Below are 25820 nucleotides of genomic sequence, written 5' to 3'. Positions count from 1 at the left end.
TACCGGCGCGCCCTGCCCTCGCCCGGGCTTCGAATTGCGGAATATCGGCCCCGGCCGGCTCACCCCCGCTCCAGCACCTCCACGCTCAGCACTGTCGGCAGGTGCTGGGCCACCGGCGCCCAGCTCTCGCCCTCGTCGGTGCTGGCAAAGACGCTGCCGCTGTTGGTGCCGAAATAGACCCCGGCGGGCTCCTGCGCATCCGTCGCCATCGCCTGACGGAGCACTGTGAAGAAGCAATCCTTCTCCGGCAGCCCAGCCTGCTTCCGCTCCCAGCTCTCCCCGCCATCGCGCGAACGCCAGACCGCGGCCGACGCGCCCGGCGGATAACGCCCGATGCTGTCACCGTTGAGCGGCAGCACCCAGATCGTCTGCGGGTCGCGCGGGTGCACAGCGATCGGGAAGCCGAAGGTCGAGGGCAACCCCTCGGTCCGGTCGTCCCAACTGCGCCCGCCATCGGTGCTGCGGAACACGCCGTGGTGGTTCTGCTGGTACATCAGGTCGCCTGCGCCCCGCGCCCGCACCATGTTGTGCACGCAGAAGCCGATACTCCCCGCCTCCGCCAGCGGGTCGTGGGTATGGCCGGGATGCGCCTCGTGGGCCTCCGCGGTCTCGGCATTGGAAAGCCGGTTGCGCCGTTCCCAGCTCTTGCCGCCGTCCTCGGTGGCAAAGATGCCGGCCGCCGAAATCCCGACCCAGAGCTTCTCCGGCCGGTCCGGGTCCGGCAAGATGGTGTGCAGCACCAGCCCCGCCCCGCCGGGCATCCAGCTATCGCGGGAAGGATGCTCGGTCAGCGCCGGCACCGGCTCCCAGGTCACCCCGCCGTCGCCGCTGGCATAGAGCGAGGCCGGCTTCGCACCGGCATAGACCGTGCCGTTGGAGACCCCGAGCGACCAGAGCTTCTCCAGCGCCCCGCTGAACGGTGCTGGCGCCTCGCGCTCCATGCCGAACAGCTTCGCCTCCTCGGGGTTTTCGTCGATGAAGGCGTTGCGCTGTCCGTTGGCGAGGAGGCTCAACTCCCAGGTCTCGCCATGGTCGGTCGAACGCCAGACGCCCGCGCCCTCCCATTCTCCGCCTCCGGCCGCCCAGATCGTGCCACTCGCGGGGTCGCCGACTACATGATTGACGGGCCAGCCATCGCACAGCGGGCCCCGGACGGACCACGCGGTTCGGCCCTTGTTTCCCTCGATCAGAAAGACACCCTTGGTGGTCCCCACAAGCAACGTCACCGGCATCGCGCAGCCTCCTGTTCACGCCAGCCCAAGGTAGCACAGCCTCACCCCTCTCCCTAGCGCCGACACCTCCCCGCCGGCCCTTCCTCCAGCCTCCGAGTCCACCGACATGGCACACGCCCTCGATCTTCTGACCGCCAACGACAAACCCGGCGAATACCCCGGCTCTTCCTACGCGCAAGCCGCGACCCCACTGCCGCCCTTCCCGGCCGCGAAAGGGGCGCTGCGTTGCGATGTCTGTGTCATCGGCGCCGGTTTCACCGGCCTCTCCGCCGCGCTCCACCTGGCCCAGCGGGGTTACGACGTAATCGTGCTCGAGGCCCAGCGGGTCGGCTTCGGCGCCTCCGGTCGCAACGGCGGGCAGGTGGGCATGGGTCAACGCTTGGAGCAGGACGATCTGGAATCGCTGGTCGGAAAGGACGATGCGAGGAAGCTCTGGGACATCGCCGCGCAATCGGTGGAACTCGTCCGCGTTCTCGCCGGCAATCCGGCTGTCGAAGCCACGTTCCATCCCGGCGTGCTGCACCCGAACCACCGCCCCCGCTACGACAGCCACAGCCGCGCCTATGCCGAGAAGCTCAACAACGAATACGGCTACGACCAGATCCGCTATGTCCCGCCGGAGGAAATGCGACACCTGATCGGCTCGACGGCCTATTCCGGCGGCACGCTCGACATGGGTTCGGGCCATATCGACCCGTTTCAACTGGCGCTCGGCCTCGCCCGTATGGCCCGGGACGCCGGCGCCCGCATCTTCGAACGCAGCCGGGTCACCGGAGTCTCCGAAGGTAGCCCGGCCACCATCGAGACCGAGGCCACGCAGGTCACCGCCGAGCATGTCGTGCTGGCCTGCAACGGCTATCTCGGCAAGCTCGACAAGCGGGTCGCGACCCGCGTCATGCCGATCAACAACTTCATCGTGGCGACCGAACCGATGGATGACGCCGCCCGCGAAGCACTGATCCGCGAGAACTACGCGGTCGCCGACAGCAAGTTCGTGGTCAACTACTACCGCTTCTCCGACGACAACCGCCTGCTGTTCGGCGGCGGCGAGACCTACGGCTATCGCTTCCCCTCAGACATCCGCGCTCTGGTCCGCAAGCCGATGCTGGAGATCTATCCGCAACTGAAGGATGTCCGGCTCGACCACGCCTGGGGCGGAACCCTGGCGATCACCATGAACCGGATGCCGCATTTCGCGCGGCTCGGGACCAACGTGCTGAGCCTGTCGGGCTACTCGGGCCACGGGCTGGCGATGGCGACGCTCGCCGGACAGATCGCCGCCGAGACCATCGCCGGCCAGGCCGAGCGCTTCGACGTGATGGCCCGCGTGCCCAGCCCGCGCTTCCCCGGCGGCAGCGCCCTGCGCTCGCCCTTGCTGGTGCTGGCGATGCTCTGGTTCTCGCTGCGCGACAGGCTCTGAGCGCTGCACGCCCACTTCTTCTGTCCGCAAATATCCCCGCCGGAGGCACGCCGCGAAGCGGCGCCCCCGGCGAGGCCTTGGTCAGAGACCGGCGTAGATCTCCGCGACCCGCGCCACGGCGGTCTCGGGCGGGAGTTCCTCGCTCTCGCCGGTGCGACGGCTGGTGAGTTCCACCACACCATTCTTGAGGCCGCGCGGCCCGACCGTGATCCGCCACGGAAGACCGATCAGGTCCATGGTCGCGAACTTGGCGCCGGCGCGTTCCTCGCGGTCATCATAGAGCGGCTCCAGCCCCTTGTTCTTCAACGCCTTGTACAGGTCCTCGCAGGCCGCGTCGGCCTCCGCGTCGCCCTGCTTCAGGTTGACGATGCCGCAGTGGAATGGCGTCACGCCCTCGGGCCAGATGATGCCGTTCTCGTCGTGGTTGGCCTCGATCAGCGCGCCCAGCAGGCGGCTCACGCCGATGCCGTGGCTGCCCATGTGCACGGGCACCCGCTCGCCGCTCTGCGTCACGACCGTCGCGCCCATCGGCTCGGAATACTTGGTTCCGAAATAGAAGATCTGGCCGACCTCGATGCCGCGCGCGGAGCGGCGGCGCTCCTCGGGGATCTCGTTGAAGACCGCCTCGTCGTGGGTCTCGTCGGTGCGGGCGTAGAGCGAGGTGAACTCCTCCATTACCGCGCGGCATTCCGCGTGGCTGTCGTAGTCGATCTCGCGCTCGCCGAGCCGGATGTCGGTCACCTTGCTGTCGTAGAACACCTCGGACTCCCCGGTTTCGGCAAGCACCAGGAATTCATGCGTGTCGTCGCCGCCGATCGGGCCGCTGTCGGCCCGCATCGGGATCGCCTGCAGGCCCATCCGTTCGTAGGTGCGCAGGTAGCTCACGAGATGCCGGTTGTAGGCATGCAGCGCGTCTTCCTTGGTCAGGTCGAAGTTGTAGCCGTCCTTCATCAGGAACTCGCGGCCGCGCATCACGCCGAAGCGCGGGCGGATCTCGTCGCGGAATTTCCACTGGATGTGGTAGAGCGTCAGCGGCAGGTCCTTGTAGCTCGTCACATGGGCGCGGAAGATGTCGGTGATCATCTCCTCGTTGGTCGGCCCATAGAGCATGTCCCGGCCATGACGGTCGGTGATGCGCAGCATCTCCTCGCCGTAATCGTCGTAGCGTCCGGATTCGCGCCACAGGTCCGCCGACTGCAGCGTCGGCATAAGCAGCGGGATATGGCCCGCGCGCTGCTGCTCCTCGTGCACGATCTGCTCGATCCGGCGCAGCACGCGGTAGCCGAGCGGTAGCCACGAATAGATGCCGGCGGATTGCTGGCGGATCATCCCGGCCCGCAGCATCAGCCGGTGGCTGGCGATCTGGGCGTCCGCGGGGGTCTCCTTGAGGACGGGAAGGAAGTAACGGCTCAGGCGCATTGGTCGATTCCCAAATTCACGTTCCGCTCTCCGTTACGCAAAGGGCGGGGGGTTTTCCACCCCCCGCACTCCCCGGAGGATATTTTCCAACAGGAGATAGGTCCGTGCGGCGCCAACCTGACATGCGGTTCGCTTGCAAAATGCCGTAGCTTGCGCGAAACCCGCGGATGAAAGGAGCAACCATGGCCCTGACCCAACGATCTCAGGTCAAGATCTGGAGCATTGTCGCGGTGGTGTTCCTCGCGCTGATGTGGCTGCTTGGCGACGTGATCCTGCCCTTCGTGCTGGGCGCGGCGATCGCCTATCTGCTGGACCCGCTGGCCGACTGGCTGGAGGCGCGCGGCCTGTCGCGGGCGGCCTCGGTGTCGATCATAACACTCGTGTCGGTGATGATCTTCGTCCTGTCGATCCTGCTCGTGATCCCGACGCTGGCCGAGCAGACGACGCGGCTGTTCGCCACGGTGCCTACGCTCTTCCAGGACCTGCAGAGCTTCCTGACCGAGCGGTTCCCGACGCTCGCGGAATCCGATTCCACGATCCGGCAATCGCTGTCTTCGCTTGGCAATGTGATCTCCTCCAAGGGGGCCGCCTTTCTGGACGGGGTCATGGGCTCCGTAAGCAGCCTTTTCAGCGTGGTGATGCTGCTGGTCGTGGTGCCGGTCGTCGCCTTCTACCTGCTGCTCGACTGGGACAAGCTGGTGACCCGTGTGGACGAGCTACTGCCACGCGACCATGCGCCGGTCATCCGGAGGCTCGCCGGCGAGATCGACCGCACCCTCGCCGGGTTCATCCGCGGACAGGGCACCGTCTGCCTGCTGCTCGGGATCTACTATTGCATCGGGCTGGTGCTGGTGGGGCTGGACTTCGGGATCGTCGTCGGCGCGCTCGCAGGGCTGCTGACCTTCATCCCCTACATCGGGGCGCTGGTCGGCGGGGCGCTGGCCATCGGGCTGGCGCTGTTCCAGTTCTGGGGGGAGTGGACGATGATCGCCATAGTCGCGGCGATCTTCTTTTCCGGCCAGTTTCTCGAGGGCAACGTGCTGACCCCCAAGCTGGTGGGCAACTCGGTCGGTCTGCACCCGGTCTGGCTGCTGCTGGCGCTGTCGGTCTTCGGTTCGCTCTTCGGGTTCGTGGGGATGCTGGTCGCGGTGCCCGTTGCGGCAGCCATCGGCGTGATCGTGCGCTTCGCCATCGAGCAGTACAAGCATGGCCGGCTCTACCAGGGCGTGTCGGGCCGCCAGCCCGACACCGTCGATCCAGAAGACCAGTGATGAGCCGACAGCTGACCTTCGATCTGCCGGTTCGGATGGCGAGCGGGCGCGAGGATTTCTTCGTGACCGAAGCGAATGCCATGGCCGTGGCCGAGATCGACCGGTGGCAGCACTGGCCCGCCGGCAAGCTCGCGCTGATCGGCGACGAGGGCGCCGGAAAGACCCACCTCGTGCATGTCTGGGCCGAGGCGAGCGGCGCACGGATCCTCTCGGCACAGGACCTGCTGCAGCGTGATCCCGCGCCCGGGCATCTCGCCATCGAGGACGTGCCCGCCATCGCCGGCGACAGGGACGCCGAAACCGCGCTGTTTCACTGGCACAACCTTGTGCTGGCCGAGGGCGGGCGCTTGCTGTTGACCGGCACGACCCCACCAGCGCTGTGGCAGATCGCGCTGCCCGACCTCGCCAGCCGGATGCAAGGCACGCCGAGCGTGCGGCTCGAGGAGCCCGACGACATGCTGCTTCAGGCGGTGCTGCTGAAGCTCTTCGCCGACCGGCAGATCACGCCGCAGCCGAGCCTGCTGCCCTGGCTGCTGCGCCGGATGGACCGCTCTTTCGCGGCGGCCGGGCGCGTGGTGGCCGCTCTGGATGCCGAGGCGCTGCGGACCGGGCGGGCAGTCGGGCCGAAACTGGCGGCAGACGTCTTGGAGCGGTTTGACGATCCGGCTACATAGGGGCGACACGGCATCGATTTCACGATGACCGTTCACGCGGATATCCAGCAGGAACCCATGACCCAGGCCGATTTTCTGAACGCTCCCTTTCCCGAACCCGTCGAGATTCCCGCCGCCCATATCACCGGGCCCAAACGTTTCTTCAACCGCGAGCTTTCCTGGGTCGCGTTCAACTGGCGGGTGCTCGAGGAGGCGACCAATCCGAAGGTGCCGCTGCTCGAACGCGTGCGCTTCGTCTCGATCTCGGCCACCAACCTGGACGAGTTCTACACCGTCCGCGTCGCGGGCCTGCGCGAGCTGGCGCGGGAGGGGCACACCATTCCCGCCGCCGACGGGCTGACCCCGGCGGAGCAGCTCAGCGAGATCAACGAGACGGCAAGGAAGCTGCTTCAGGAACAACAGGCGACCTGGAACAAGCTCAAGCGGGAGCTGGAAACCGAAGGCATCCGGATCCTGACGCTTTCCAAGCTGACACGCGACGACAAGGCCTTTCTGCAGGATTACTTCCTATCGCAGGTGTTCCCGGTGCTTTCGCCGCTGGCGATCGACCCGGCGCATCCGTTCCCCTTCATCCCCAACACCGGCTTCTGCCTCGCGCTGCAACTGATCCGCGAATCCGACGGCGTGTCCCGCCAGGCGCTGCTGCCGATCCCGGCACAGATCAATCGTTTCGTGCGTCTGTCGAGCGACCCGTCGGAGCATCGCGTGCTGCCGCTGGAGGACCTGCTCATTCTGCATCTCGGCTCGCTCTTCCCCGGCTATCGGCTGGAGGGGCATTGCGCCTTCCGGGTGCTGCGCGACAGCGACCTCGAGGTCGAGGAAGAGGCCGAGGATCTCGTCCGCGAATTCGAGGTGGCGTTGAAGCGCCGCCGGCGCGGCGAGGTGATCCGCATGAAGCTGACCGCCGGTGCGCCGGAACGGCTGCGGGCGACGATCATGGAAGAACTGGCCATCGGCGAGGAAGAGGTCGTCGAGGTCAAGGGCCTGCTCGGACTCGCCGACCTCAAGGAACTGGTGATCGACAGCCGCCCCGATCTTCTCTGGCCGAGCTACACGCCGCGCGTCCCGGAGAGGGTCCAGGACCACGAAGGCGACATGTTCGCGGCGATCAAGCAGAAGGACATGCTGCTGCATCACCCTTACGAGACCTTCGACATGGTGGTGCGCTTCCTGGCCCAGGCGGCGAACGATCCCAACGTACTCGCGATCAAGCAGACGCTCTATCGCACGTCAAAGGATTCCCCCATCGTTACCGCGCTCTGCGAGGCGGCGGAGGACGGCAAGTCGGTGACCGCGCTGGTGGAGCTCAAGGCGCGGTTTGACGAGGCGGCCAACATCCGCCAGTCGCGCAAGCTGGAACGGTCCGGGGCGCATGTCGTCTACGGGTTCACCAACTACAAGACTCACGCCAAGATCAGCACCGTGGTCCGGCGCGAGGGCGACCGGCTGGTGACCTACACCCATTACGGCACCGGCAACTACCACCCGATCACCGCCAAAATCTACACCGACCTCAGCTTCTTTACCTGCGACGACGCGCTCGGCCGCGACGCGACCAAGGTCTTCAACTACCTCTCCGGCTACGCGCAGCCGGAGGTGCTGGAGAACCTCGCGATCTCACCGCATTCGCTGAAGCCGCGCCTGCTCGAGATGATCGCCCGCGAGGCCGATTTCGCCCGCGCCGGCAAGCCCGCCGAAATCTGGGCCAAGATGAACTCCCTGATCGAGCCGGAGGTGATCGATGCGCTCTACGCCGCCAGCCAGGCCGGGGTGAAGATCAACCTGGTGATCCGTGGCATCTGCGGCCTGCGCCCGGGCATCAAGGGGCTCAGCGAGAACATCCGCGTCAAATCCATTGTCGGCCGGTTCCTGGAGCACTCCCGAATCGTCTGCTTCGGCAACGGCGCCGGCCTTCCGAACAAGCGCGCACGGGTCTTCATCTCTTCCGCCGACTGGATGGGGCGGAACCTCAACCGCCGGGTGGAAACGCTGGTCGAGACCACCAACGCCACCGTCAAGGCGCAGATCGTCAGCCAGATCATGGCCGCCAACATGGCCGATGAAGCGCAGAGCTGGGTGCTGAACCCCGATGGCACCTTCACTCGACACCCGATCGGCGAGGGCGACACCGGCTTCAGCTGTCACAAGTTCTTCCTCGAGAACCCGTCTCTCTCCGGCCGGGGCTCGGCAGGCGCGGCCGACGTGCCGGAACTTACGCACAGCAAGGATTGACCTCGGCGTCACGCCCTGCGCAATGTCTGGTGGCACGACAACGGAGACCGACATGGACGACGGGATACCCGAACCGCATGGCGACTGGGGACCCTTCGGCAGACCGATCTTCACCGATCCGGCCGCGCGCGCGCTTTCCCGGGTCGGTGTGCTCGATGTGGGCTCCAACTCCATCCGCATGGTCGTCTTCGACGGCGCGGCCCGCAGCCCAGCCTATTTCTACAACGAAAAGGTCATGGCCGGCCTCGGCGCTGGCCTGGACCGGACAGGCACGCTCAATGCCGAAGGCCGCGACCGCGCGCTCTCCGCGATCAAACGCTTCTCGACCCTGGCCGAAGGCATGGGCATCGCCCCGCTGACCGCCGTCGCCACGGCCGCCGTTCGCGTCGCCAGCGATGGCGACGAATTCCGCGCGCTGGTCGAGAAGGAAACCGGCCAGACCATCCATGTGATCGACGGCGAGGAAGAGGCACGGCTGTCGGCCCAGGGCGTCCTGCTCGGCTGGCCGGATGCCGCGGGGCTGGTCTGCGACATCGGCGGCTCCTCGATGGAGCTGGCCCGGATCGAGGGCGGTCGCGTCTGGGAACGCGCCACCTCTCCGCTAGGTCCGCTTCGCCTGTCCACCATGGGTGGCGGCAAGAAGGCCCGCAACAAGGAGATCAAGACGGTCATGGCCGAGCTCGCCGAACGGATCGAGCGGCATGATCGGCTCTATCTCGTCGGCGGTTCCTGGCGGGCGATCGCGCGGCTGGACATGGTGCGTAAGGATTACCCGCTGTCGGTGCTGCACGATTATCGGATGACTCCGAAATCGATCCGCGAGACGCTCGACTGGATCGACGGTCAGGATCTGGAAGTTCTGCGCCAGCAGGCCAGGCTGTCCTCGGCGCGGATCTCGCTGGTGCCGATGGCGGGCGAAGTTCTGCGGCGGCTGATGTCCACCTTTGGCATCCGGGAGGTGGTGACCTCCGGTTACGGCATCCGTGAGGGCCTGCTTTACGAGCAGATGCCGCACCGGATCCGTTCGCGCGACCCGCTGATCGAGGCCGCCCGCTACTCGGAGGCCATGTCCGCCCGCCTACCCGGCTTCGGCCATGTGCTGCACGACTTCATCAAGCCGCTGTTTCCGCGCCCGCGGGCCGACCGGCGGTGGATCGAGGCAGCCTGCCTGCTGCACGACATCAACTGGCGGGCGCATCCCGACTACCGCGCCGAGGTCTGTTTCGACAGCGCCACGCGGGGCAATCTCGGCGGGGTGGATCATCAGGGGCGGGTGTTCCTCGGTCTCGCGCTGGCGCACCGCTATCGTAATGCGCGACCGGGCAGCCAGTTCGCCCCGCTGCTCGAGATGCTCGACGAGCGGCTGGTGCAGGAGGCGGAGGTACTGGGAAAGGCGATGCGCTTCGGCGCGATGTTCTCCTTCGCCAACCCCGAAGGCATGGGATTTTTCCGTTACAGATCCAAGAAGATGACCCTTGAACTGTGCCTGCCGCCGGCCTCGGCGTCGCTGTTCGGCGAGGTGGCCGTGGCCCGCTTCGCATCGCTGGCGCGGGCCTTGGGGGTAGAGACCAGCGTGACGCTGACCAAGGCGCGTCCGTCAATTCAACCGGAATAATTTTGATACCTGAACGGGATCGGGAGATCAGATATCGACTTCGACGTCTTCCGCCGGGGGCACTTCCAGAGGCGTCTTGCGGCGCAGGATGATGTCGCCGTTCGGCAGCTTCTCGGGCGGATGGTACATATCGAGGTCGCCGATCAGGTCCGAGAATTCGTCCAGCATCGGCATGAAATCCTCGGCGAAGGCCCGCAGCTTGGGCTCCATCTCGGTCGCGAGGTCCTCCATCAGCGGCTCGATCTCGTCAGTCAGGCCGCGCAGCAGCAGCTTGGCCCCCTCCTCGATCAGGCTGAACCCTTCCTTGAACTCACCATCTTCGGCAGGCGCGTCCTGTGCCGTCGCACCGAAAGGCGCGAGCGAGAGACTGAGCACGAGGGCGAGGCGGCATATGCGGATCATGCACTCACTATAGCGGCCCGCCCCCCGTCGCGGAAGCGCGCAGGTCGAGGTCGAGCGTCACAGGGAAGTGATCGGAGGCATCGAGAAGCGCATCGCGTAGCTCCGGCACCCGAAAGATCCGCGGATCGTCGAACGGATGCCAGATCCGCCAGTCGGGCGCGTACTGGCGCAGCGGCTGCGAGATCATCACGTAGTCCAGCAGCGCCGAGAAATACCGCTTCTCCACGTCATTGAAGAACCGCGCCGTGGAGGGCCGCGCCGCGGTCGGGCGGAGGAGGGCCGGATGCGCATGCGGATCGTAAAGCTGCTCCGGCGTCGGGCGCTCCAGACCCTGCACGATGTCTACCCCCGAGCGGCCGAACAGCTCCTCGTATTCGTCGAGCCCCGGACCGTCGTTGAAATCCCCCAGCACGATCAGCGGATCGCCGGCGGCGATGAGTTCATCCACCCGCTGCCGCAGCCAGATGCATTGCGCGAGCTGCTTGCGACGGTTGGCGATGGCGCGGCGCATGATCTCGGCGCTGCCCCGCGCGCCGTGCGGGGCCTTGGACTTCACGTGCACGCCGATCATCCGGAAGGCAAAGCCCTCGGTCGTCCGCAGCGCCAGCTCCAGCGGCGGCTTGGAAAACTGCACCACGTCCAGCGTCGCGTCGATATCGAGGTCGATCTGGAAGGAGCCGTCGAAGCGCGGCGCGTCCCCCGCGCCCTTCTTGCCGGCAAACTCCCCCAGCGGTGCATGCTCCGCCGTCAGCACGTCTGGATCGAAAAGCAGCGCGATCTCCTGCTCGGTATGGTTCTGGAAGCCGATCACAGCCCGCCGCTGGCGCAGATTGAACACCTCCGCGAACCTCTCCAACGCCCGGACCGTGCTACGGCGGCGGTTGGTGTCCGGCGCCTCGACGATCAGCACGGCATCGGCATCGAGCGCCGCGAACACGATACCGAGCGCCTCGAGCTGTCCTGCGCGGGTGACGTTGTAACGGGCCGACCATTCTTCGTCCGCCAGCGGTTCACCGTCGTCGTCGAACAGCGCGTTCATCCATTCGACGTTGTAGGTCGCGATGCGCATCCGTTTCTCCACCCGGCCCGGCGCGCGAATCACACCGTCCTGCCGGGTGCGTTCCGCGCCATCCCGGCTCTTCGGGGCGGACGCTGCCGCGAAACCGCCCTCGCATCAATCACAAAGACCTTCGGCGCTACCACGACAGATCCATGCAAGGCCGCAGTCGCACTGGCGATTTGGAGCGCTAACGGTCTGACGGGGTTTCGAAAACCGCGGAACAGACAATGACTTTGGTCATTGTTCGCGCAACGGCTCGCCCCTACCGTTCCGCCACCATGATCGAATATCGCATCCATGGCCGCGGGGGACAGGGCAGCGTGGCAGCCGCCTACCTGCTTGCTTCGGCGGCTTTTGAGGCTGGGCACACCTGTCAGGCGTTCCCGTCCTTCGGCGCGGAGCGACGCGGTGCGCCAGTCACCGCCTTCGTCCGCATAGACAATCAACCGATCCACCTGCGCAGCCAGGTCCGCACGCCGGACTTCCTGATCGTGCAGGACGACACGCTGCTGCTCGACAGGGGGATCACCGACGGGCTGAAGCCGGGAGGCGCGATGATCGTGAACTCCCGCCGCTCGGACGAGGATGTGGCGGAGGCGTTCTCCTGCAGGACGAAGTGCATCCCGGCGACCGAGCTGGCCCTCGACTACATCGGCCGGCCGATCCCCAACACCGCCCTGCTCGCCGCCTTCCTGACGATGACCGGGCACTTGCCGGTCGAGGCGCTGGCGGCCGCGCTGAAGGGCCGGTTCAAGGGCGCGGTCCTGGAAAAGAACCTCGCGCTGGTCGACGCCGTGGCGGGCATGGTTCCCGCCGGCGCCTGGAAGGAGAGCGAAGATGCGTGAAGCCCTCGAAGGAAGCCAGGCCATCGCCCGCGCGGTAGCGCTCTGCGAGCCCGACGTCGTCGCCGCCTACCCGATCACCCCGCAGACCCATATCGTCGAGAACCTCTCCAAGCTGGTCGCAGACGGCGAGCTGCACACCGAATTCGTGAGCGTGGAGAGCGAGTTCTCCGCAGCCTCCGTGGTGCTCGGCGCCGCCGCCTCCGGTGCGCGCGCCTATACAGCCTCGTCCTCGCAGGGCGTGCTGTTGATGGCCGAAGTGCTGTTCAACATCGCGGGGATGCGCATCCCGCTGGTGATGACGGTGGCAAACCGCGCCGTCTCCGCGCCGCTCAACATCTGGAACGACCATGCCGACAGCATGGCGGTGCGCGACAGCGGCTGGATCCAGATCCATTGCGAGAACAACCAGGAAGCCGTGGACACCACGATCCAGGCGTTCCGGATCAGCCAGGAAACCGACCTGCCGGTGATGGTCTGCATGGACGGTTTCGTGCTGACCCACACGATGGAGGTGATCGACATCCCCACCATCGCGCAGGTCCGAAAGTGGCTGCCGCCCTTCGAGTTCAAACGCGCGCTCGATCCGAGCGACCCCAAGTCGCTGGGCGCGCTGGTCGGGCCCGACTTCTTCCCCGAAGTGCGCCATTCCCACCACGCCGCCGTGACCAAGGCCCTGCCAGTGATCGAAAAGACAGACCGCTCCTGGGCGCGCGCCTTCAAGCGCGGCTGCGGCGGGCTGCTGACCACGGAAGGGCCGAAGGACGCGAAGATCGGCATCATCGCCATGGGCTCCACCGTCGGCACCCTGCGCTCGGGCCTCACCAGGGCTGAGGGCGCCAGCGTCCGGCTCATCAAGTTGCGCGCGTTCCGGCCACTGCCGGAAGAGGCGCTGCGGGAAGCGACACGTGGGCTGGACCACCTGATCGTCATCGACCGGGCGATCTCTCCCGGTCTAGGCGGTATCCTCGGAACAGAGATAAAGGCGGTGCTCTACGGCACCCCCGACGCGCCACGCATCCACAACCACGCCATCGGACTCGGTGGGCGGGACATTCCGGAAACCATCGTGGGCGATCTGCTTTCGGCGATCGAGGATCCCGATGCCGCGCCATTCTCCGTCTTCGATGCCGATCTGACCATGCTGCCCCCGGAGGACAGGTGATGAGCGACCACGACACCGATCAGAGGGCCGAACGGCTGGCCGAACTTCGCGAGAAATTCGGGCGTCACCCCATCGAGCCGAAGAAACCCTTCCACCAGGGCGCCTCGCTGCGCGACCGGCAGCCCCGGTTCTGCGCGCTTGAGAGCGGACACCGCGCCTGCCAGGGCTGCGGTGAAGCGCTGGCGGCGCGGCTGGTGATGGAATGCGCCGGCCCCGACGTGATGGTCGCCAATGCCACCGGCTGCCTCGAGGTCTTCACCACGCCCTGGCCGCAATCGGCCTGGCAGGTGCCCTGGGTTCACTCCCTGTTCGAAAACTCCGCAGCAGTCGCCTCCGGCATGGAAGCGGCGATGAAGGCCAAGGGCAAGAACACCAAGATCCTCGCCTTTGGTGGCGACGGCGGTACCTACGACATCGGCTTCCAGGCGCTGTCGGGGATGCTGGAGCGGTATCACAACATCCTCTACGTCTGTTACGACAACGAGGCCTACATGAACACCGGCATCCAGCGGTCGTCCTCGACGCCCCACGCTGCCTCGACCACGACTTCGCCGGCCGGGCCCGAGCGAATGGGCAAGCGGCACCTCAAGAAGGACCTGCTCGGCATCATCGCCGCGCACCACATCCCCTATTCCGCCTCCGCTTCGGTGGCCTATCCCGCCGATCTGCAACGCAAGGTGCGCTACGCCATGGGGATCAACGGGCCGACCTTCCTGGTCGTCCACTCCCCCTGCCCGCTCGGCTGGAAACACGATAGCCACCTCACCATCGAGGTCGCCCGGCGTGCCGTGGAATGCGGCCTCTTCCCGATCGTCGAGATGGAGCGGGGCGAGTTGGCCAACGTCATGCCGATCCGCGAGGTGCGGCCGGTGAAGGACTACCTCGCGCTTCAGGGCCGCTTCGGCCACTTGATGAAGCCCGACGACCCGCGCGCGGTGGAGGAACTCACCCACCTGCAGGCGCTGGCCGACTACAACATCACGCATTTCAACCTGCGCGGCGAAGGCGAGGACCCGGCCGATACCGTCGGCATCAGCCAGGTCGCCCGCGACCGCGCAGCAGGGGAGGCCTGAGATGGTTGTCATCAACCGAGGCGCACATGCCGAACCCGGCACCTCGCTGGAATTCAAGACTGGTAACTGGCGGTCCAGCGAATGCCCCGTCCACGTCCATGCCAAGGCTCCCTGCCACGCCGCCTGCCCCGCGGGGGAGGACCAGCAGGCCTGGTTCGCCTGGCTGCAGGAAGGCCACGTCGAGGAGGCCTGGCGCGAGCTGGTCTCCGCCAACCCGCTGCCCTCGGTGACGGGCCGGGTCTGCCCGCACCCATGCGAGACCGCCTGCAACCGCACGAGCATCGATACACCGCTGGCGATCCATAATGTCGAACGCTGGCTGGGCGATGAAGCCGTGGCCAAGGGCTGGGCCTACCCGGTCGAGGCGCCGGCCGCCGACGCGCCCTGCGTCGCCATCGTCGGCTCCGGACCCGGTGGGCTCTCGGCGGCCTATCACTGCGTCCGCAACGGGCTCCGGGCCGAGATCTTCGAGGCTCTCCCCGAGGCGGGCGGCCTGCTGCGTTCGGCGATCCCTCCCACGCGCCTGCCGCGCACGGCACTCGACGCCGAGATCAACCGGCTGCTCGCCCTGCCGGGGATCACGCTCAACCTGCGCTGCAGGCTGGGGCGCGACGTGATGCTCGACGAACTACGACACAGCCACGCCGCGGTCATCCTCTCGCCGGGCTGCGGGCTGAGCAAGGAATGGAACATCGACGGCGCCGTGCCCACCGACCTGCACGAGGGCCTGCACCTTCTGCGCGAGTTCATGGACCACGGCGAATTCCCGGAAGCCAAGCGCGTGGCTGTCCACGGCGGCGGCAACACAGCCATCGACCTCTGCCGGCTGATGAAGCGCTATGGCGTCGATGACGTGACCCTGATCACCGCCTCGGCCCTGCCCGGCCCGGACACCGATCCCTCCGACCTTATCAACGTCGTCCCGCGCGAGCTGGAAGAGGCGCTCGAGGAAGGCATCGAGATCATCGAACACGCCACCGTGAAGCGCCTGATCATGAAGGGCAGTCGAATGACCGGGGTCGAGATCGTCTCGCTCAAGAAGCTGCCGGGCACCGATGGGCGCATGCACCGGGTGCAGTTCGAGGGCACCGAGCGCGTGGTGTCGGTGGACATGGTAATTCCCTGCATCGGCGAACGCGTGAACCCCGATGGGATGCACAACCTGCTAAACCGCTGGCACTATCTCGACGCCCAGGACCGCTGGAGCCGGACGCCGCAGGAAAACGTCCACGCCATCGGCGACGCCCGCGGCGACCGCGGCACCGTGGCCGAGGCGATCGGTGACGGGCGGTTGGCGGTGGAGGCGATCGCGGCGCGGCTTCAGGGCCGGCCGGACCCGGTCGAGGACGCGCGCCCGGAGATGCCGGCAAGCGGCCTCAACCCGGTCTACTTTGGCCGCATCTCCCGCATCGCCGTGCCCAAGCTGCCGGTGGCAGAGCGGACGTTCGAAGCCGAGATCGAGGGCGACATCGGCCGGATGGCCGCCCTGCGGGAGGCCACGCGCTGCCTGAGCTGCGGCAATTGCCTGGCCTGCGACAATTGCTGGGTCATGTGTCCCGATAACGCGGTGATCAAGACGGCGGAGCTGGCGTCCGACGGGTCGCATTACGTGTTCGATCTGGATTTCTGCAAGGGCTGCGGCATCTGCGCCAAGGAATGCCCGACGGGCTTCATCCAGATGGCCGAGGATACCTGGCACGAGGGCGATTGAGCCTCGCGGAAAGACGACAGGGGCGTTCGGCGCGGGCCACCGGACGCCCCGTTCTATTCCGGACGCTGCCGGGCCAGCACCAGCAGCCGCACGCCCAGCATCGCGGCAAAACTGATCGCCGCCGCCGGGCCTTCGGGCACGACTTCCAGCAGCAGCAGGTAGAGCGCGCCCCCGGCCAGCGAGATCGTGGCGTAGAGATCCTGCTTCAACACCAGCGGGGTCACATTGCACAGCAGGTCGCGGATCATCCCGCCAACGGTTCCGGTGATGCAGCCGATGATCACCGCGATGATCGCCGATGTGTCCGCCTGTTGCGCCACCCGCACCCCCATCAGCGTGAAGAGCGCGAGCCCCATTGCATCGAGCCGCATCAGCCACGCCAGCCGCAGGCCATTTCCCGCGGCCATCCGCGTGGCGACGAAATACCCGGCGATGGCAACCGGAACGGTGGTGAGAATGAAGGTCAGGTCGTTGATCCAGAAGACCGGCAACTTGCCCAGCAGCATGTCGCGCACCGTCCCGCCGCCAAGCGCTGCGGCGATGGCTAAAACCGTCGCGCCGAACAGGTCGAGCCCGTGGCGGACTGCCTGGATCGCGGCCGAGGCGGCCATGACGGCGGTGGCCAGGACCATCAGGCCGAGGCTGAGATATTCGAGCGTCACGCCCCCTCCCTCACGCGGAGATTTCTTCCCAGGCCCGGTTGATCGCGATCAGCCGCTGTTCGGCCAATCGCACGGCCTCCTCCGGCACGCCGCGCGCAATCATCCGGTCCGGATGGCTTTCCCGCACCGCCCGGCTCCAGGCGCGGCGGATCTCGGCCATCGGCATGTCCGGCGTAACGCCGAGCACGTCGTAGGGATCGGGCGCGGCATCGGGCACCGACCGCGCCCGAAGACTGCGGAACTCGCGCTCGCTCAGCCCGAAGATCGTCGCCACCTGGAGCAGCACCTCGTTCTCGGCCTCGTGGTAGCTGCCATCCGCGGTGGCGATGTGAAACAGTCCTTCCATGAGGTCGTGCAGAACCTCGTGCCCGTCCTCGAAAAGCGAGGCGATCCGCCGGGCATATACATCGTACCCGGCCACGTCCTGTCGGGCGAGGTTGAAGACGCGAGCGGCGTTGGCCTCCTCGCTCTCGGGAATGATGAACACTTCGCGGAAGGCGCGCACCTCGTCGCGAGTCACCGTCCCGTCGGCCTTTGCAAGCTTGGCGCCAAGGGCAATTACCGCGATGGCGAAGGCGACGCTCCGCTCCGGCGGCGTGCGCAGCCGGTCGAAGACGTCGGACAGCGGCTCCCCGGACGCCAGCGCGGACAGCGCGTCGGATATGCGACTCCAGATCGACATGGGCGCACCCTATCCGCCCTGTTCGGGGTCCGACAGGAATTTCTGCATCAGCACAAGATCGAGCCAGCGGCCGAATTTCCAACCGACCCGGGGCAGCCGGGCAACCTCCCGGAAGCCGATCGCGGCATGGAATGCGAAGCCCGCGTGGTTCTCGGCGCTGACCCCGGCAAAGATGCTGTGCGCCCCGTTCGCGGCGGCATGGCGCTCCAACGCGGCCATGAGCGCACGCCCGGCGCCGTGACCGCGCCCGCCGGGGGCGAGGGCGATGCTGTGCTCCAGCGTGCGGGCATACCCCGGTCCGTTGCGGAACTGGAAGGAGGTCGCGTAACCGGTGATCCGCCCCTCGTGCTCCGACACCCAGACCGGCCGTCCACCGGCAATCAGCGCGGCGAATTCCTCTGCCGTCTTCTCCTCGGTCGAAAAGGAGATCGTCGTCTCGCGCACGATGGGGTTGATGATGTCCACGATGGCTTGCGCATCGGCCGGCACCGCCGGCCGCACGATCACCGGACACCCCACGGCGCAGGTACCAGCGCCGAAGCGCGGCTTTCGGAAGGATGACGCCGGATACCTGGCGCGGTTCCGGCCCCGAGCCGGAGCGCCGCAGCCGCGCGATCTTGGAATTCAAGCAAGCCCGCCTCCAAAGCAAGAGGCGCGCCCTTGCCGGGCGCGCCCCTTTCGTTTCTCCGTTTCCCGTGCCGATGGCAAGGGGCGGGTCAGGCAGCCGTCTCCTTCGGCGCGCCGATGAGGTTCAGGATATCCTGCGCGGCGGAGGGAATGTTCGTTCCCGGCCCGAAGATCGCCTTGACCCCGGCGTTGTAGAGGAACTCGTAATCCTGGTGCGGGATCACGCCGCCGCAGATCACGATGATGTCCTCGGCGCCCTGCTTCTTCAGCTCCTCGATCAGCCGAGGCGCCAGCGTCTTGTGACCGGCGGCCTGGCTGGAGATGCCGATGATGTGGACGTCGTTGTCGATGGCGTCCTGCGCGGCTTCTTCGGGGGTCTGGAACAGGGGGCCCACGTCGACGTCGAAACCGATGTCGGCAAAGGCCGTCGCGATCACCTTGGCGCCACGGTCGTGGCCGTCCTGGCCCATCTTGACGACGAGCATCCGTGGCCGCCGACCTTCCTTCTCGGCGAAGTCCTCCACCGATTTCTGGATCGCGGCAAAGCCGTCGTCGCCCTCGTAGGCCGCGCCGTAGACGCCGGCAAGCGTCTTGACCTCGGCCCGGTGGCGTCCGAACACCTTCTCCATCGCCATGCTGATCTCTCCAACCGTTGCCCGGGCGCGCGATGCCGCGACGGCGGCTTCCAGCAGGTTGCCGCCCTCTGTCGCCCGGCGGGTGATCTCGTCCAGCGCGGCCTGGCAGGCCGCCTCGTCACGCGCCGCGCGCACCTTCTCGATGCGGGCGATCTGGCTCGCGCGAACGGCGACGTTGTCGACGTCGAGGATGTCGATCTCCGCTTCCTCGGCCAGCTTGTACTTGTTGACGCCGACGATCACTTCCTGGCCACGGTCGATCATCGCCTGGCGCTTGGCGGCGGATTCCTCGATGCGGAGCTTCGGCATGCCGGAGTTCACGGCGGCCGTCATGCCGCCCATCTCCTCGACCTCTTCCATCAGCGCCCAAGCCTTCTCGACCAGTTCGGCGGTCAGCGCCTCGACGTAGTAAGAACCGGCCAGCGGGTCGACGACCTTGGTCACGCCGGTCTCTTCCTGGAGGATGATCTGGGTGTTCCGGGCGATGCGGGCCGAGAACTCGGTCGGCAGGGCAATGGCCTCGTCGAGCGCGTTCGTATGCAGCGACTGGGTGCCGCCGAGTGCTGCCGACATCGCCTCGTAGGCGGTGCGGATGACGTTGTTGTACGGGTCCTGCTCGGCCAGGCTGACGCCCGAGGTCTGGCAGTGGGTGCGCAGCATCTTGGAGCGCGGATCCTTGGCGCCGAACTCGTCCATCACGCGGGCCCAGATCGTGCGCGCAGCGCGCAGCTTGGCCGCCTCCATGAAGAAGTTCATGCCGATGGCGAAGAAGAAGCTCAGACGCCCTGCGAACTTGTCGACCTCCATCCCGGCCTTGATCGCGGTGCGCACGTATTCGCGCCCGTCCGCCAGGGTGTAGGCCAGCTCCTGCACCAGGTTCGCGCCGGCCTCCTGCATGTGGTAGCCCGAGATGGAGATCGAGTTGAACTTCGGCATCTCGTTCGAGGTGTATTCGATGATGTCTCCGATGATCCGCATCGAGGGCTCGGGCGGATAGATATAGGTGTTGCGGACCATGAACTCCTTGAGGATGTCGTTCTGGATGGTCCCGGAGAGCACCTTGCGGTCGTGCCCCTGTTCCTCGCCCACGACGATGAAGTTGGCCAGCACCGGAATAACCGCGCCGTTCATGGTCATGGAGACGGATATCTTGTCGAGCGGGATGCCGTCGAACAGGATCTTCATGTCCTCGACGCTGTCGATTGCCACGCCGGCCTTGCCGACATCGCCCTCGACGCGGGGGTGATCGCTGTCATAGCCGCGGTGCGTGGCGAGATCGAAGGCGACCGAGACGCCCTGCTGGCCGGCAGCGAGTGCCTTGCGGTAGAAGGCGTTCGACTCCTCGGCGGTGGAGAAGCCGGCGTACTGGCGGATCGTCCACGGGCGGCCCGTGTACATCGTCGCCTTGACGCCCCGGGTGAACGGCTCGAAGCCGGGCAGGGTGCCCATATGCGCGAGACCCGCGGTGTCTTCGGCCGTGTAGAGCGGCTTGACCCGGATCCCTTCGAGCGTGTTCCAGGTCAGGTCGTCAAGAGAGCGGCCACGCAGCTCCTTCGTGGCCAGTGCCGCCCACTCCTGTGGTAGCTGTTTTTCGGTCATCGGGCTGTCTTCCTTCTGTCCTGTCCACCGGGCGCAGCTCGTTGGCGTCTGCGGTCGCGATGAGGGTTGCACGCCCGTTCGCACCGGAGCGCAACCAGGCAAGATCTTCGGCGTAGTGTTCGGCGAAGGCCGCACGCTGGACATCGTCGAACGGCTGCCATCGGCCGGTCACATCCACCGACAGGGGGCTGGGCAAAGAGCCGCTATGGTCGGATAATACCCTGCCCAGATGCGGTGTAGAAGGGCTGCGGCGATGCCAATCTCGCACGCCTGCCATGTGCCCTGCGACGCCCAGGGGCAAAGGTCGCCCCGTCATTGCGGCAAGCTGTCGCTCTGGCATGCCTGCAAGGCGTTCGAAGGGCAGCACGAGGATCTCGGCCTGGGGAAAACAGGCCGACACCTCCTCCACCAACCGGCGCCAGCGCAGGGGTTGCAGGACCAGCCGGTCGAGCAGCGCGCGCGAGGGCAGCGGATGTCCGCAGACCACGGCCTGCGCCATCAGCGAGGCCCAGAACCGGTCGTAGGCGCGAATCGTCAGCACGATCCGGTCGCAACGGTCCTCGAACGCGGGCAGGAAACGGCCCAGCCGCTCGCCCGGCCAGGGATAGAGCCGCTCCTGGACAAGGCATTGCGCCGGCATCCCGATCATCGCCGGCTCGCTGACGATCAGCCGACGAACGCCGTGCCGCGCCAGCCGCTCCTGCCTCAGGCGCATTGCACGCAGCGAGCGGCGGCCGACGCGCTCGTCGATGAGCGATACCGCTTCCGGCCTCCGCACAAGGGCGGACATCATGCCGCGGCGGGTGTCCGGCGCCAGCCAGGCCGCAAGGCCCATCCGGCGCAGGCTCGGCGCATTTCGGCGCAGAAAGTGCTGAAAGGTGGTGACGCCCGTTCGATGCGCACCGAGGTGGAGAGATACATCCATATGGGACCACTGGCTTGGAACATGCGCCCATTCGGCGCCTCCCAGCCATAGCCCGCCACGCATTTCCGGGCCGTTAAGGACGCCGTACCCGCCCGCACGCGGCGATTTTTCCTTAGATTTCCCGAACCCCTCACCTATATCATGATCGACACGAGGAGAGCCCGACTTGCGCCGCAAACCCCTGACAGCCTTGCTTGCCAGTCTGATGCTTGTAGCGGCGGCTTCCGCACAGGCGCAGGAGGCTTCGCAGGCCCCTGCCCCCGGCACTGCAACCGAAGGGCTACAGATCATGGATGCGGCATCGGTCGATATCGGCGAATTTCTTTGGCTGAAGCGCGTGCTCGCGGTGTTTGCCGACACGCCAGCCGATCCGCGGTACATCCAGCAGATGCAATTGCTGGCAGAACGCCCCCGTGACCTGGTCGAGCGCGACGTCATCGTGATCACCGACACCGACCCCACCGCCCGTACGGAGGCCCGGCGGGACCTGCGGCCACGCGGCTTCGCGCTCGTGCTGGTCGACAAGGATGGCGTGGTAAAGCTGCGCAAGCCCTCGCCCTGGTCGACCCGCGAGATCTCGCGGTCGATCGACAAGACGCCGCTCCGGCGCGACGAGATCCGCGAAGGCCGCGGCAGCACACTCACCCAGTGACAGGCCGCCGCATCGATCATCGAAGGGCCTCCGGCTCAGGAACGAAGTACGCGCCCTCGGGCAAACCATGCTGCCACTCCTGAATTTTCGCGAGAAGGCCGGGCGCGACATCGGAGGACGCGGCGTAGAAGGCGACCTGTGACTGATGCGCGTAATCCGAAGGCCCCTCAAGTTCCAGCTGGCCGAGGCGCACCCAGTTTTCGCCGATCTGCGCCCCCAGCCATGCGTCATAGATCATTGCGAGGTTGATACCGTGCTGCTCTGCGAGCAATCCTGCCCAGCGGTCGGTATCACCGCTCCTGCGATAGCGCAGAGCATCGAGCGAACCGAGGCCCCACAGGTCGAGCACATAGTGACGATTGCCCCAGGCAACGCGGCCGATATCGTTCACAGCCACCGGGCCAACATGGAAATCCTGTGCGAAACGTGCCATCTGCGCCTGCTGGCGATCGATGGTGCGCGTGGCGTGCGGGTATTTCAGAATGAATTCAGGTGTGTAGACCGCTGCAGCCAACGCGACCGGCAGTAGCGCCTGAGCCTTGGCAATCGGCGTCGCGGCGGCGGCACATGCCAGCAGGCCGGACACGGAGGCCACGAGAATGTAATTCTCGTATCGGTTCATCCAGCCGGTCTTGCCAGCAACAAGATGGGCCAGGAGTGCAAGCGCTATAAACGGCAGGAGGGCTCGACGCGCAGCGTTCGACGGCACTTGCCGCAGCAAGAGCAACGCCGCCAGAAGCGCTCCTATCAGTAAGACGGTATTGCGCTTGAGTGGCGTCTGAAATGTCTCGGCGACGCGGTCCGAAAGCGATGCGCTCGCGCCGAGCTTGGCTTGCACGGAACTGGGCAAAGGGTCCAGCCCGAGCGAGACCAGAAAGGCCGTGAAAAGCCCGGCCACAGCCAGCGCCCCGACACCGCACAGGAACCCCGCGCGCACGTGACCACGCAGAATCAGGAAGAGCGCCGCCAGCCCGGAGATCGCAAGTGCTTCAAAGCGCATCGCCGGACCAAGCAGAACGCCGGCGATCAGCCAGGGAGACACCCGATTCTCATCGACCAGCACCAGCAACCCGAGGATCACCGCGAGGCTCGTAGCCGTGTGCAGAGTGTGCTCCATGCCGATGTAGGCAATGCCGGGCAGGTTCAGGACCAATGGCACGGCAACGGCCAGCAGAACGCCGAAGGCGCGATCCGCCGTGTCGTATCCCGCCTGCACCAGGATACGCCCCCAGAGCCATCCGCAGGCAGCGAGCGCAGCGATGTTCCAGACCAGCGGCAGGAAGCGCTGCGCCTCGCTGCCGGCAAAGGGCACCAGCAAGAGAGGGTAGACCGGCGAGGAGGCCGCGGAGGCATATTCCCCGGGGTTCACCCCGTAGCCCCCGGCGGCGATCTGCTCGGCCACCGCGAGGTGGATGTAGACGTCGTCCAGCGGGTATTCGAAGACACCGGCATTAAGATAGGCAGCGATCTGGAGGGCCGCGAAGCCCAGCAACACGCTCGCAAGGCTCACCGCCGGCAGCCGGAGCCGCCCGCGCGCCGCGCCCTCCAGTGTCGCCGCCTGGCTCATTCGAACTCCATTATCACGTCATCGACGGCCAGGCTGTCGCCGGGCCCCGCGTTGATCGCGGTGACGACCGCCTGTTTCTCGGCGCGCAGGATGTTCTCCATCTTCATCGCCTCGACGGTGCACAGCGCCTGCCCCTCCTGCACCTCGTCGCCGACCTGCACGTTCACCTTCACCACCAGCCCGGGCATCGGGCAAAGCAGCATCTTCGAGGTATCGGGCGGCAGTTTTTCCGGCATCAGCCGTGCAAGCTCGGCCTGCCGCGGCGTGTAGCAGCGCACCTTGACGTCGGCGCCACGGAAACGAATCCGGTAGCCGGCGGTGATCTTCTGCATCTTGAAAGCGTGCTTGACGCCGTCCACCTTGACCACCGCGAGGCTGTCGCCCGGGGTCCAGTCGCTCTGCATCTTGATACAGCGCCCGTCCTCGAAGAGTACGTCGGTTCCCTTGCGATGGGCCTCAATGGTCACCGGGAACTCCTCGCCATCGACCGAAACGATCCACTCCTTGCCGACCTGGCGCTTGTGGTTGTCGATGGTCCCGCTGATCCTCGTGCGCCGGATTTCCGCCACGCGGAAGGCGCCCGCTGCGACCGCCGCGACCATCTGCCGATCCTCCGGAGAAAGCTGCACGCCGCCGAAGCCCTCGGGATATTCCTCGGCGATGAATGCGGTGGTGATGTTGCCCTCGATGAAACGCGGGTGATCCATCACCGCCGACAGGAAGGGCAGGTTGTGCCCGATCCCCTCGACCTCGAAACTGTCCAGCGCATCGCGCATCACCTCGATCGCCGCGGCACGATCCGGCGCCCAACTGCAGAGCTTGGCGATCATCGGGTCGTAGAACATCGAGATTTCGCCGCCCTCGAACACCCCTGTGTCGTTGCGCACCGCGGCCTCGCCGTTCGCCACCTCCGCCGGAGGGCGATAGCGCGTCAGCCGGCCGATCGACGGCAGGAAGTTGCGATAGGGGTCCTCGGCGTAGAGCCGGCTCTCAATGGCCCAGCCGTTGATCCCCACGTCCTGCTGGGCGATCTCAAGCTTCTCGCCCGCCGCGACGCGGATCATCTGCTCCACGAGGTCGACGCCGGTGATCAGCTCGGTCACGGGATGCTCCACCTGAAGGCGGGTGTTCATCTCGAGGAAGTAGAAGTTCTTGTCGCCGTCGACGATGAATTCCACAGTCCCGGCAGAACAGTAATCCACAGCCCGCGCCAGCGCGCAGGCCTGTTCGCCCATCGCCTTGCGGGTCTCGGGGTCGAGGAACGGGCTCGGGGCCTCCTCGATCACCTTCTGGTTGCGCCGCTGGATGGAGCATTCGCGCTCGTTGAGATAGATCGTGTTGCCGTGCTTGTCGGCCAGCACCTGGATCTCGATGTGCCGCGGCTGGGTGACGAATTTCTCGATGAAGATCCGGTCGTCGCCAAAGCTGCTGGCCGCCTCGTTCTTGGACGACTGGAAGCCCTCGCGCGCCTCATCGTCGCTCCAGGCGATCCGCATACCTTTGCCGCCGCCACCGGCGGAGGCCTTGATCATCACCGGATAGCCGACCTCGTTGGAGATCCGCACCGCTTCCTCGGCATCCTCGATCAGGCCCATGTAGCCGGGCACGGTCGAGACCCCGGCCTCCTGCGCCAGCTTCTTGGAGGTGATCTTGTCGCCCATCGCCTCGATCGCCCCGGCCGGCGGCCCGACGAAGGCCACGCCCTCGGCCTCGAGCGCCTGCGCGAACTTCATGTTCTCCGACAGGAAACCGTAGCCGGGATGCACCGCCTCCGCGCCGGTCTGCCGGATCGCGTCCATGACCTTGTCGATCACGATATAGGACTGGTTGGCCGGCGGCGGGCCGATATGCACCGCTTCGTCCGCCATCTTGACGTGTAACGCATCGCGGTCGGCGTCAGAATAGATCGCGACGGTCTGGAGTCCCATCTTCCGCGCGCTCTTGATGACCCGGCAAGCAATCTCGCCCCGGTTGGCAATCAGCAGCTTCTTGAACATCCTCGGTTCCTTCCCCGTTCTCCCATGAGCCGCGCGCGCGGCCCCTCCTGTCTGTCAGACATGACAAGGGCCACCGGAGCGATCAGCTCCGATGGCCCTGCCATGCATCTTGCCTGGCCGGTGACCCGGCCGAATTCCTTATCAGTTGATGGCGTCGCGCGCGTCGTTCGAAAGCGCACCTGCAGCGGCGCCAACAGCAACGGACGTGCCGAGATTGGTCCCCGTGAGCGCCGAGACGCCTGCGCCTGCACCGGCCCCGATTGCGGCATTCTCCAGGTTGGAGTTGCCTTCGCACGCCGCCAGAAGCGCGATACAGGCCAGAAGAGACGCGAGCTTGATAGGTTTTGCCATCTTGTTT

The 25820-nt window shown here is 66.4% G+C and carries 22 protein-coding genes; 10 read left to right on the top strand and 12 right to left on the bottom strand.

The features are described from left to right. Window positions 1-59: 59 nt before the first annotated feature. Complete coding sequence (locus ACFQ2S_RS11045; protein ID WP_386074512.1) at window positions 60-1232, bottom strand: WD40/YVTN/BNR-like repeat-containing protein; 1173 nt, start codon at window positions 1230-1232, stop codon at window positions 60-62. A gap of 106 nt (window positions 1233-1338) precedes the next feature. Between ACFQ2S_RS11045 and ACFQ2S_RS11040 the strand changes: the two genes are divergently transcribed. Then, a complete protein-coding gene (locus ACFQ2S_RS11040) occupies window positions 1339-2652 on the top strand; it encodes an NAD(P)/FAD-dependent oxidoreductase (RefSeq protein ID WP_386074511.1) in 1314 nt (437 codons plus the stop codon). 81 nt (window positions 2653-2733) lie between these two features. Here ACFQ2S_RS11040 and proS read toward each other — a convergent pair whose 3' ends face one another. Beyond that, window positions 2734-4071 carry a proline--tRNA ligase gene (gene proS, locus ACFQ2S_RS11035; protein WP_386074510.1) on the bottom strand — a complete coding sequence of 446 codons (1338 nt, stop codon included), beginning with the start codon at window positions 4069-4071 and terminating at the stop codon, window positions 2734-2736. A 182-nt stretch (window positions 4072-4253) separates the two neighbouring features. On the opposite strand from proS, the gene ACFQ2S_RS11030 reads away from it, so the two are divergent. From ACFQ2S_RS11030 to ACFQ2S_RS11015, 4 genes are read left to right on the top strand one after another with little or no spacing between them, the layout of a single operon-like run. Further along, entirely contained in the window at window positions 4254-5342 is a 1089-nt protein-coding gene (locus tag ACFQ2S_RS11030; protein WP_386074509.1) for an AI-2E family transporter, read from the top strand. Beyond that, the gene (locus tag ACFQ2S_RS11025) at window positions 5342-6016 is read left to right on the top strand and encodes a chromosomal replication initiator DnaA (RefSeq protein WP_386074508.1); all 675 of its coding nucleotides are present in this window, start codon (window positions 5342-5344) and stop codon (window positions 6014-6016) included. The genes ACFQ2S_RS11030 and ACFQ2S_RS11025 overlap by 1 nt, the downstream gene beginning before the upstream one ends. Before the next feature lie 57 nt (window positions 6017-6073). Next, window positions 6074-8248, top strand: a complete 2175-nt coding sequence (locus tag ACFQ2S_RS11020; protein ID WP_386074507.1) for an RNA degradosome polyphosphate kinase — start codon at window positions 6074-6076, stop codon at window positions 8246-8248. 52 nt (window positions 8249-8300) lie between these two features. Beyond that, a complete protein-coding gene (locus ACFQ2S_RS11015) occupies window positions 8301-9863 on the top strand; it encodes a Ppx/GppA family phosphatase (RefSeq protein WP_386074506.1) in 1563 nt (520 codons plus the stop codon). Between the two features lie 27 nt (window positions 9864-9890). Here ACFQ2S_RS11015 and ACFQ2S_RS11010 read toward each other — a convergent pair whose 3' ends face one another. Beyond that, complete coding sequence (locus ACFQ2S_RS11010; RefSeq protein WP_386074505.1) at window positions 9891-10265, bottom strand: hypothetical protein; 375 nt, start codon at window positions 10263-10265, stop codon at window positions 9891-9893. Window positions 10266-10272: 7 nt separating this feature from the next. Then, the gene (locus ACFQ2S_RS11005; RefSeq protein WP_386074504.1) at window positions 10273-11334 is read right to left on the bottom strand and encodes an endonuclease/exonuclease/phosphatase family protein; all 1062 of its coding nucleotides are present in this window, start codon (window positions 11332-11334) and stop codon (window positions 10273-10275) included. A 218-nt stretch (window positions 11335-11552) separates the two neighbouring features. Between ACFQ2S_RS11005 and ACFQ2S_RS11000 the strand changes: the two genes are divergently transcribed. The 4 genes from ACFQ2S_RS11000 to ACFQ2S_RS10985 are packed head-to-tail and all read left to right on the top strand — an operon-like array spanning window position 11553 to window position 16116. Then, window positions 11553-12170: a 2-oxoacid:acceptor oxidoreductase family protein gene (locus ACFQ2S_RS11000; RefSeq protein WP_386074503.1), complete on the top strand. Its 618-nt coding sequence runs from the start codon at window positions 11553-11555 to the stop codon at window positions 12168-12170. Beyond that, window positions 12163-13332: a pyruvate ferredoxin oxidoreductase gene (gene porA / locus ACFQ2S_RS10995; protein WP_386074502.1), complete on the top strand. Its 1170-nt coding sequence runs from the start codon at window positions 12163-12165 to the stop codon at window positions 13330-13332. The genes ACFQ2S_RS11000 and porA overlap by 8 nt, the downstream gene beginning before the upstream one ends. Continuing rightward, the gene (locus ACFQ2S_RS10990) at window positions 13332-14405 is read left to right on the top strand and encodes a thiamine pyrophosphate-dependent enzyme (RefSeq protein ID WP_386074501.1); all 1074 of its coding nucleotides are present in this window, start codon (window positions 13332-13334) and stop codon (window positions 14403-14405) included. The genes porA and ACFQ2S_RS10990 overlap by 1 nt, the downstream gene beginning before the upstream one ends. A gap of 1 nt (window position 14406) precedes the next feature. Further along, window positions 14407-16116, top strand: coding sequence for an FAD-dependent oxidoreductase (locus ACFQ2S_RS10985; RefSeq protein ID WP_386074500.1), 1710 nt, complete (start codon window positions 14407-14409; stop codon window positions 16114-16116). Between the two features lie 53 nt (window positions 16117-16169). Here the strand turns inward: ACFQ2S_RS10985 and ACFQ2S_RS10980 are convergent, their stop codons facing one another. The 5 genes from ACFQ2S_RS10980 to ACFQ2S_RS10960 all read right to left on the bottom strand — a co-directional run bounded on the left by ACFQ2S_RS10980 (window position 16170) and on the right by ACFQ2S_RS10960 (window position 21246). Next, on the bottom strand, window positions 16170-16778 hold the full coding sequence (locus ACFQ2S_RS10980; protein ID WP_386074499.1) for a trimeric intracellular cation channel family protein: 609 nt from the start codon (window positions 16776-16778) through the stop codon (window positions 16170-16172). A 10-nt stretch (window positions 16779-16788) separates the two neighbouring features. Next, window positions 16789-17460 (bottom strand): TerB family tellurite resistance protein, encoded by a 672-nt coding sequence (locus ACFQ2S_RS10975; RefSeq protein ID WP_386074498.1) that lies wholly within the window; start codon window positions 17458-17460, stop codon window positions 16789-16791. Between the two features lie 9 nt (window positions 17461-17469). Continuing rightward, window positions 17470-17964, bottom strand: a complete 495-nt coding sequence (locus tag ACFQ2S_RS10970; protein WP_386074595.1) for a GNAT family N-acetyltransferase — start codon at window positions 17962-17964, stop codon at window positions 17470-17472. Between the two features lie 212 nt (window positions 17965-18176). Continuing rightward, window positions 18177-20321 carry a methylmalonyl-CoA mutase gene (gene scpA, locus ACFQ2S_RS10965; protein WP_386074497.1) on the bottom strand — a complete coding sequence of 715 codons (2145 nt, stop codon included), beginning with the start codon at window positions 20319-20321 and terminating at the stop codon, window positions 18177-18179. After that, the gene (locus ACFQ2S_RS10960) at window positions 20251-21246 is read right to left on the bottom strand and encodes a hypothetical protein (protein WP_386074496.1); all 996 of its coding nucleotides are present in this window, start codon (window positions 21244-21246) and stop codon (window positions 20251-20253) included. Before ACFQ2S_RS10960 ends, scpA begins: the two co-directional genes overlap by 71 nt. A gap of 166 nt (window positions 21247-21412) precedes the next feature. Between ACFQ2S_RS10960 and ACFQ2S_RS10955 the strand changes: the two genes are divergently transcribed. Then, window positions 21413-21898 carry a DUF4174 domain-containing protein gene (locus ACFQ2S_RS10955; protein WP_386074495.1) on the top strand — a complete coding sequence of 162 codons (486 nt, stop codon included), beginning with the start codon at window positions 21413-21415 and terminating at the stop codon, window positions 21896-21898. Between the two features lie 16 nt (window positions 21899-21914). Here the strand turns inward: ACFQ2S_RS10955 and ACFQ2S_RS10950 are convergent, their stop codons facing one another. From ACFQ2S_RS10950 to ACFQ2S_RS10940, 3 genes are all read right to left on the bottom strand, one after another. Next, on the bottom strand, window positions 21915-23465 hold the full coding sequence (locus ACFQ2S_RS10950) for a hypothetical protein (RefSeq protein ID WP_386074494.1): 1551 nt from the start codon (window positions 23463-23465) through the stop codon (window positions 21915-21917). Continuing rightward, complete coding sequence (locus ACFQ2S_RS10945) at window positions 23462-25462, bottom strand: acetyl-CoA carboxylase biotin carboxylase subunit (protein ID WP_386074493.1); 2001 nt, start codon at window positions 25460-25462, stop codon at window positions 23462-23464. Before ACFQ2S_RS10945 ends, ACFQ2S_RS10950 begins: the two co-directional genes overlap by 4 nt. 141 nt (window positions 25463-25603) lie before the next feature. Further along, entirely contained in the window at window positions 25604-25813 is a 210-nt protein-coding gene (locus tag ACFQ2S_RS10940; protein WP_386074492.1) for a hypothetical protein, read from the bottom strand. Window positions 25814-25820: the final 7 nt, after the last annotated feature.

This window comes from Tropicimonas aquimaris (assembly GCF_042676185.1).
In the GTDB taxonomy this organism is placed as follows: Bacteria; Pseudomonadota; Alphaproteobacteria; order Rhodobacterales; family Rhodobacteraceae; genus Tropicimonas; species Tropicimonas aquimaris.
Note: the sequence above shows the minus strand (reverse complement) of the source record. Positions and strands in the feature narration are given on the sequence as shown.

What these genes read in the sequence shown, in the direction of transcription:
- scpA (WP_386074497.1), bottom strand. Translation starts at nt 20,321, where the DNA reads ATGACCGAAAAACAGCTACCACAGGAGTGGGCGGCACTGGCCACGAAG.
- ACFQ2S_RS11010 (WP_386074505.1), bottom strand. Translation starts at nt 10,265, where the DNA reads ATGATCCGCATATGCCGCCTCGCCCTCGTGCTCAGTCTCTCGCTCGCG.
- porA (WP_386074502.1), top strand. Translation starts at nt 12,163, where the DNA reads ATGCGTGAAGCCCTCGAAGGAAGCCAGGCCATCGCCCGCGCGGTAGCG.
- ACFQ2S_RS10985 (WP_386074500.1), top strand. Translation starts at nt 14,407, where the DNA reads ATGGTTGTCATCAACCGAGGCGCACATGCCGAACCCGGCACCTCGCTG.
- ACFQ2S_RS11000 (WP_386074503.1), top strand. Translation starts at nt 11,553, where the DNA reads ATGACTTTGGTCATTGTTCGCGCAACGGCTCGCCCCTACCGTTCCGCC.
- ACFQ2S_RS10960 (WP_386074496.1), bottom strand. Translation starts at nt 21,246, where the DNA reads ATGGATGTATCTCTCCACCTCGGTGCGCATCGAACGGGCGTCACCACC.
- ACFQ2S_RS11025 (WP_386074508.1), top strand. Translation starts at nt 5,342, where the DNA reads ATGAGCCGACAGCTGACCTTCGATCTGCCGGTTCGGATGGCGAGCGGG.
- ACFQ2S_RS10975 (WP_386074498.1), bottom strand. Translation starts at nt 17,460, where the DNA reads ATGTCGATCTGGAGTCGCATATCCGACGCGCTGTCCGCGCTGGCGTCC.
- ACFQ2S_RS10945 (WP_386074493.1), bottom strand. Translation starts at nt 25,462, where the DNA reads ATGTTCAAGAAGCTGCTGATTGCCAACCGGGGCGAGATTGCTTGCCGG.
- ACFQ2S_RS11030 (WP_386074509.1), top strand. Translation starts at nt 4,254, where the DNA reads ATGGCCCTGACCCAACGATCTCAGGTCAAGATCTGGAGCATTGTCGCG.
- ACFQ2S_RS11005 (WP_386074504.1), bottom strand. Translation starts at nt 11,334, where the DNA reads ATGCGCATCGCGACCTACAACGTCGAATGGATGAACGCGCTGTTCGAC.
- ACFQ2S_RS11015 (WP_386074506.1), top strand. Translation starts at nt 8,301, where the DNA reads ATGGACGACGGGATACCCGAACCGCATGGCGACTGGGGACCCTTCGGC.
- ACFQ2S_RS10940 (WP_386074492.1), bottom strand. Translation starts at nt 25,813, where the DNA reads ATGGCAAAACCTATCAAGCTCGCGTCTCTTCTGGCCTGTATCGCGCTT.
- ACFQ2S_RS10990 (WP_386074501.1), top strand. Translation starts at nt 13,332, where the DNA reads ATGAGCGACCACGACACCGATCAGAGGGCCGAACGGCTGGCCGAACTT.
- ACFQ2S_RS11020 (WP_386074507.1), top strand. Translation starts at nt 6,074, where the DNA reads ATGACCCAGGCCGATTTTCTGAACGCTCCCTTTCCCGAACCCGTCGAG.
- proS (WP_386074510.1), bottom strand. Translation starts at nt 4,071, where the DNA reads ATGCGCCTGAGCCGTTACTTCCTTCCCGTCCTCAAGGAGACCCCCGCG.
- ACFQ2S_RS10950 (WP_386074494.1), bottom strand. Translation starts at nt 23,465, where the DNA reads ATGAGCCAGGCGGCGACACTGGAGGGCGCGGCGCGCGGGCGGCTCCGG.
- ACFQ2S_RS11045 (WP_386074512.1), bottom strand. Translation starts at nt 1,232, where the DNA reads ATGCCGGTGACGTTGCTTGTGGGGACCACCAAGGGTGTCTTTCTGATC.
- ACFQ2S_RS11040 (WP_386074511.1), top strand. Translation starts at nt 1,339, where the DNA reads ATGGCACACGCCCTCGATCTTCTGACCGCCAACGACAAACCCGGCGAA.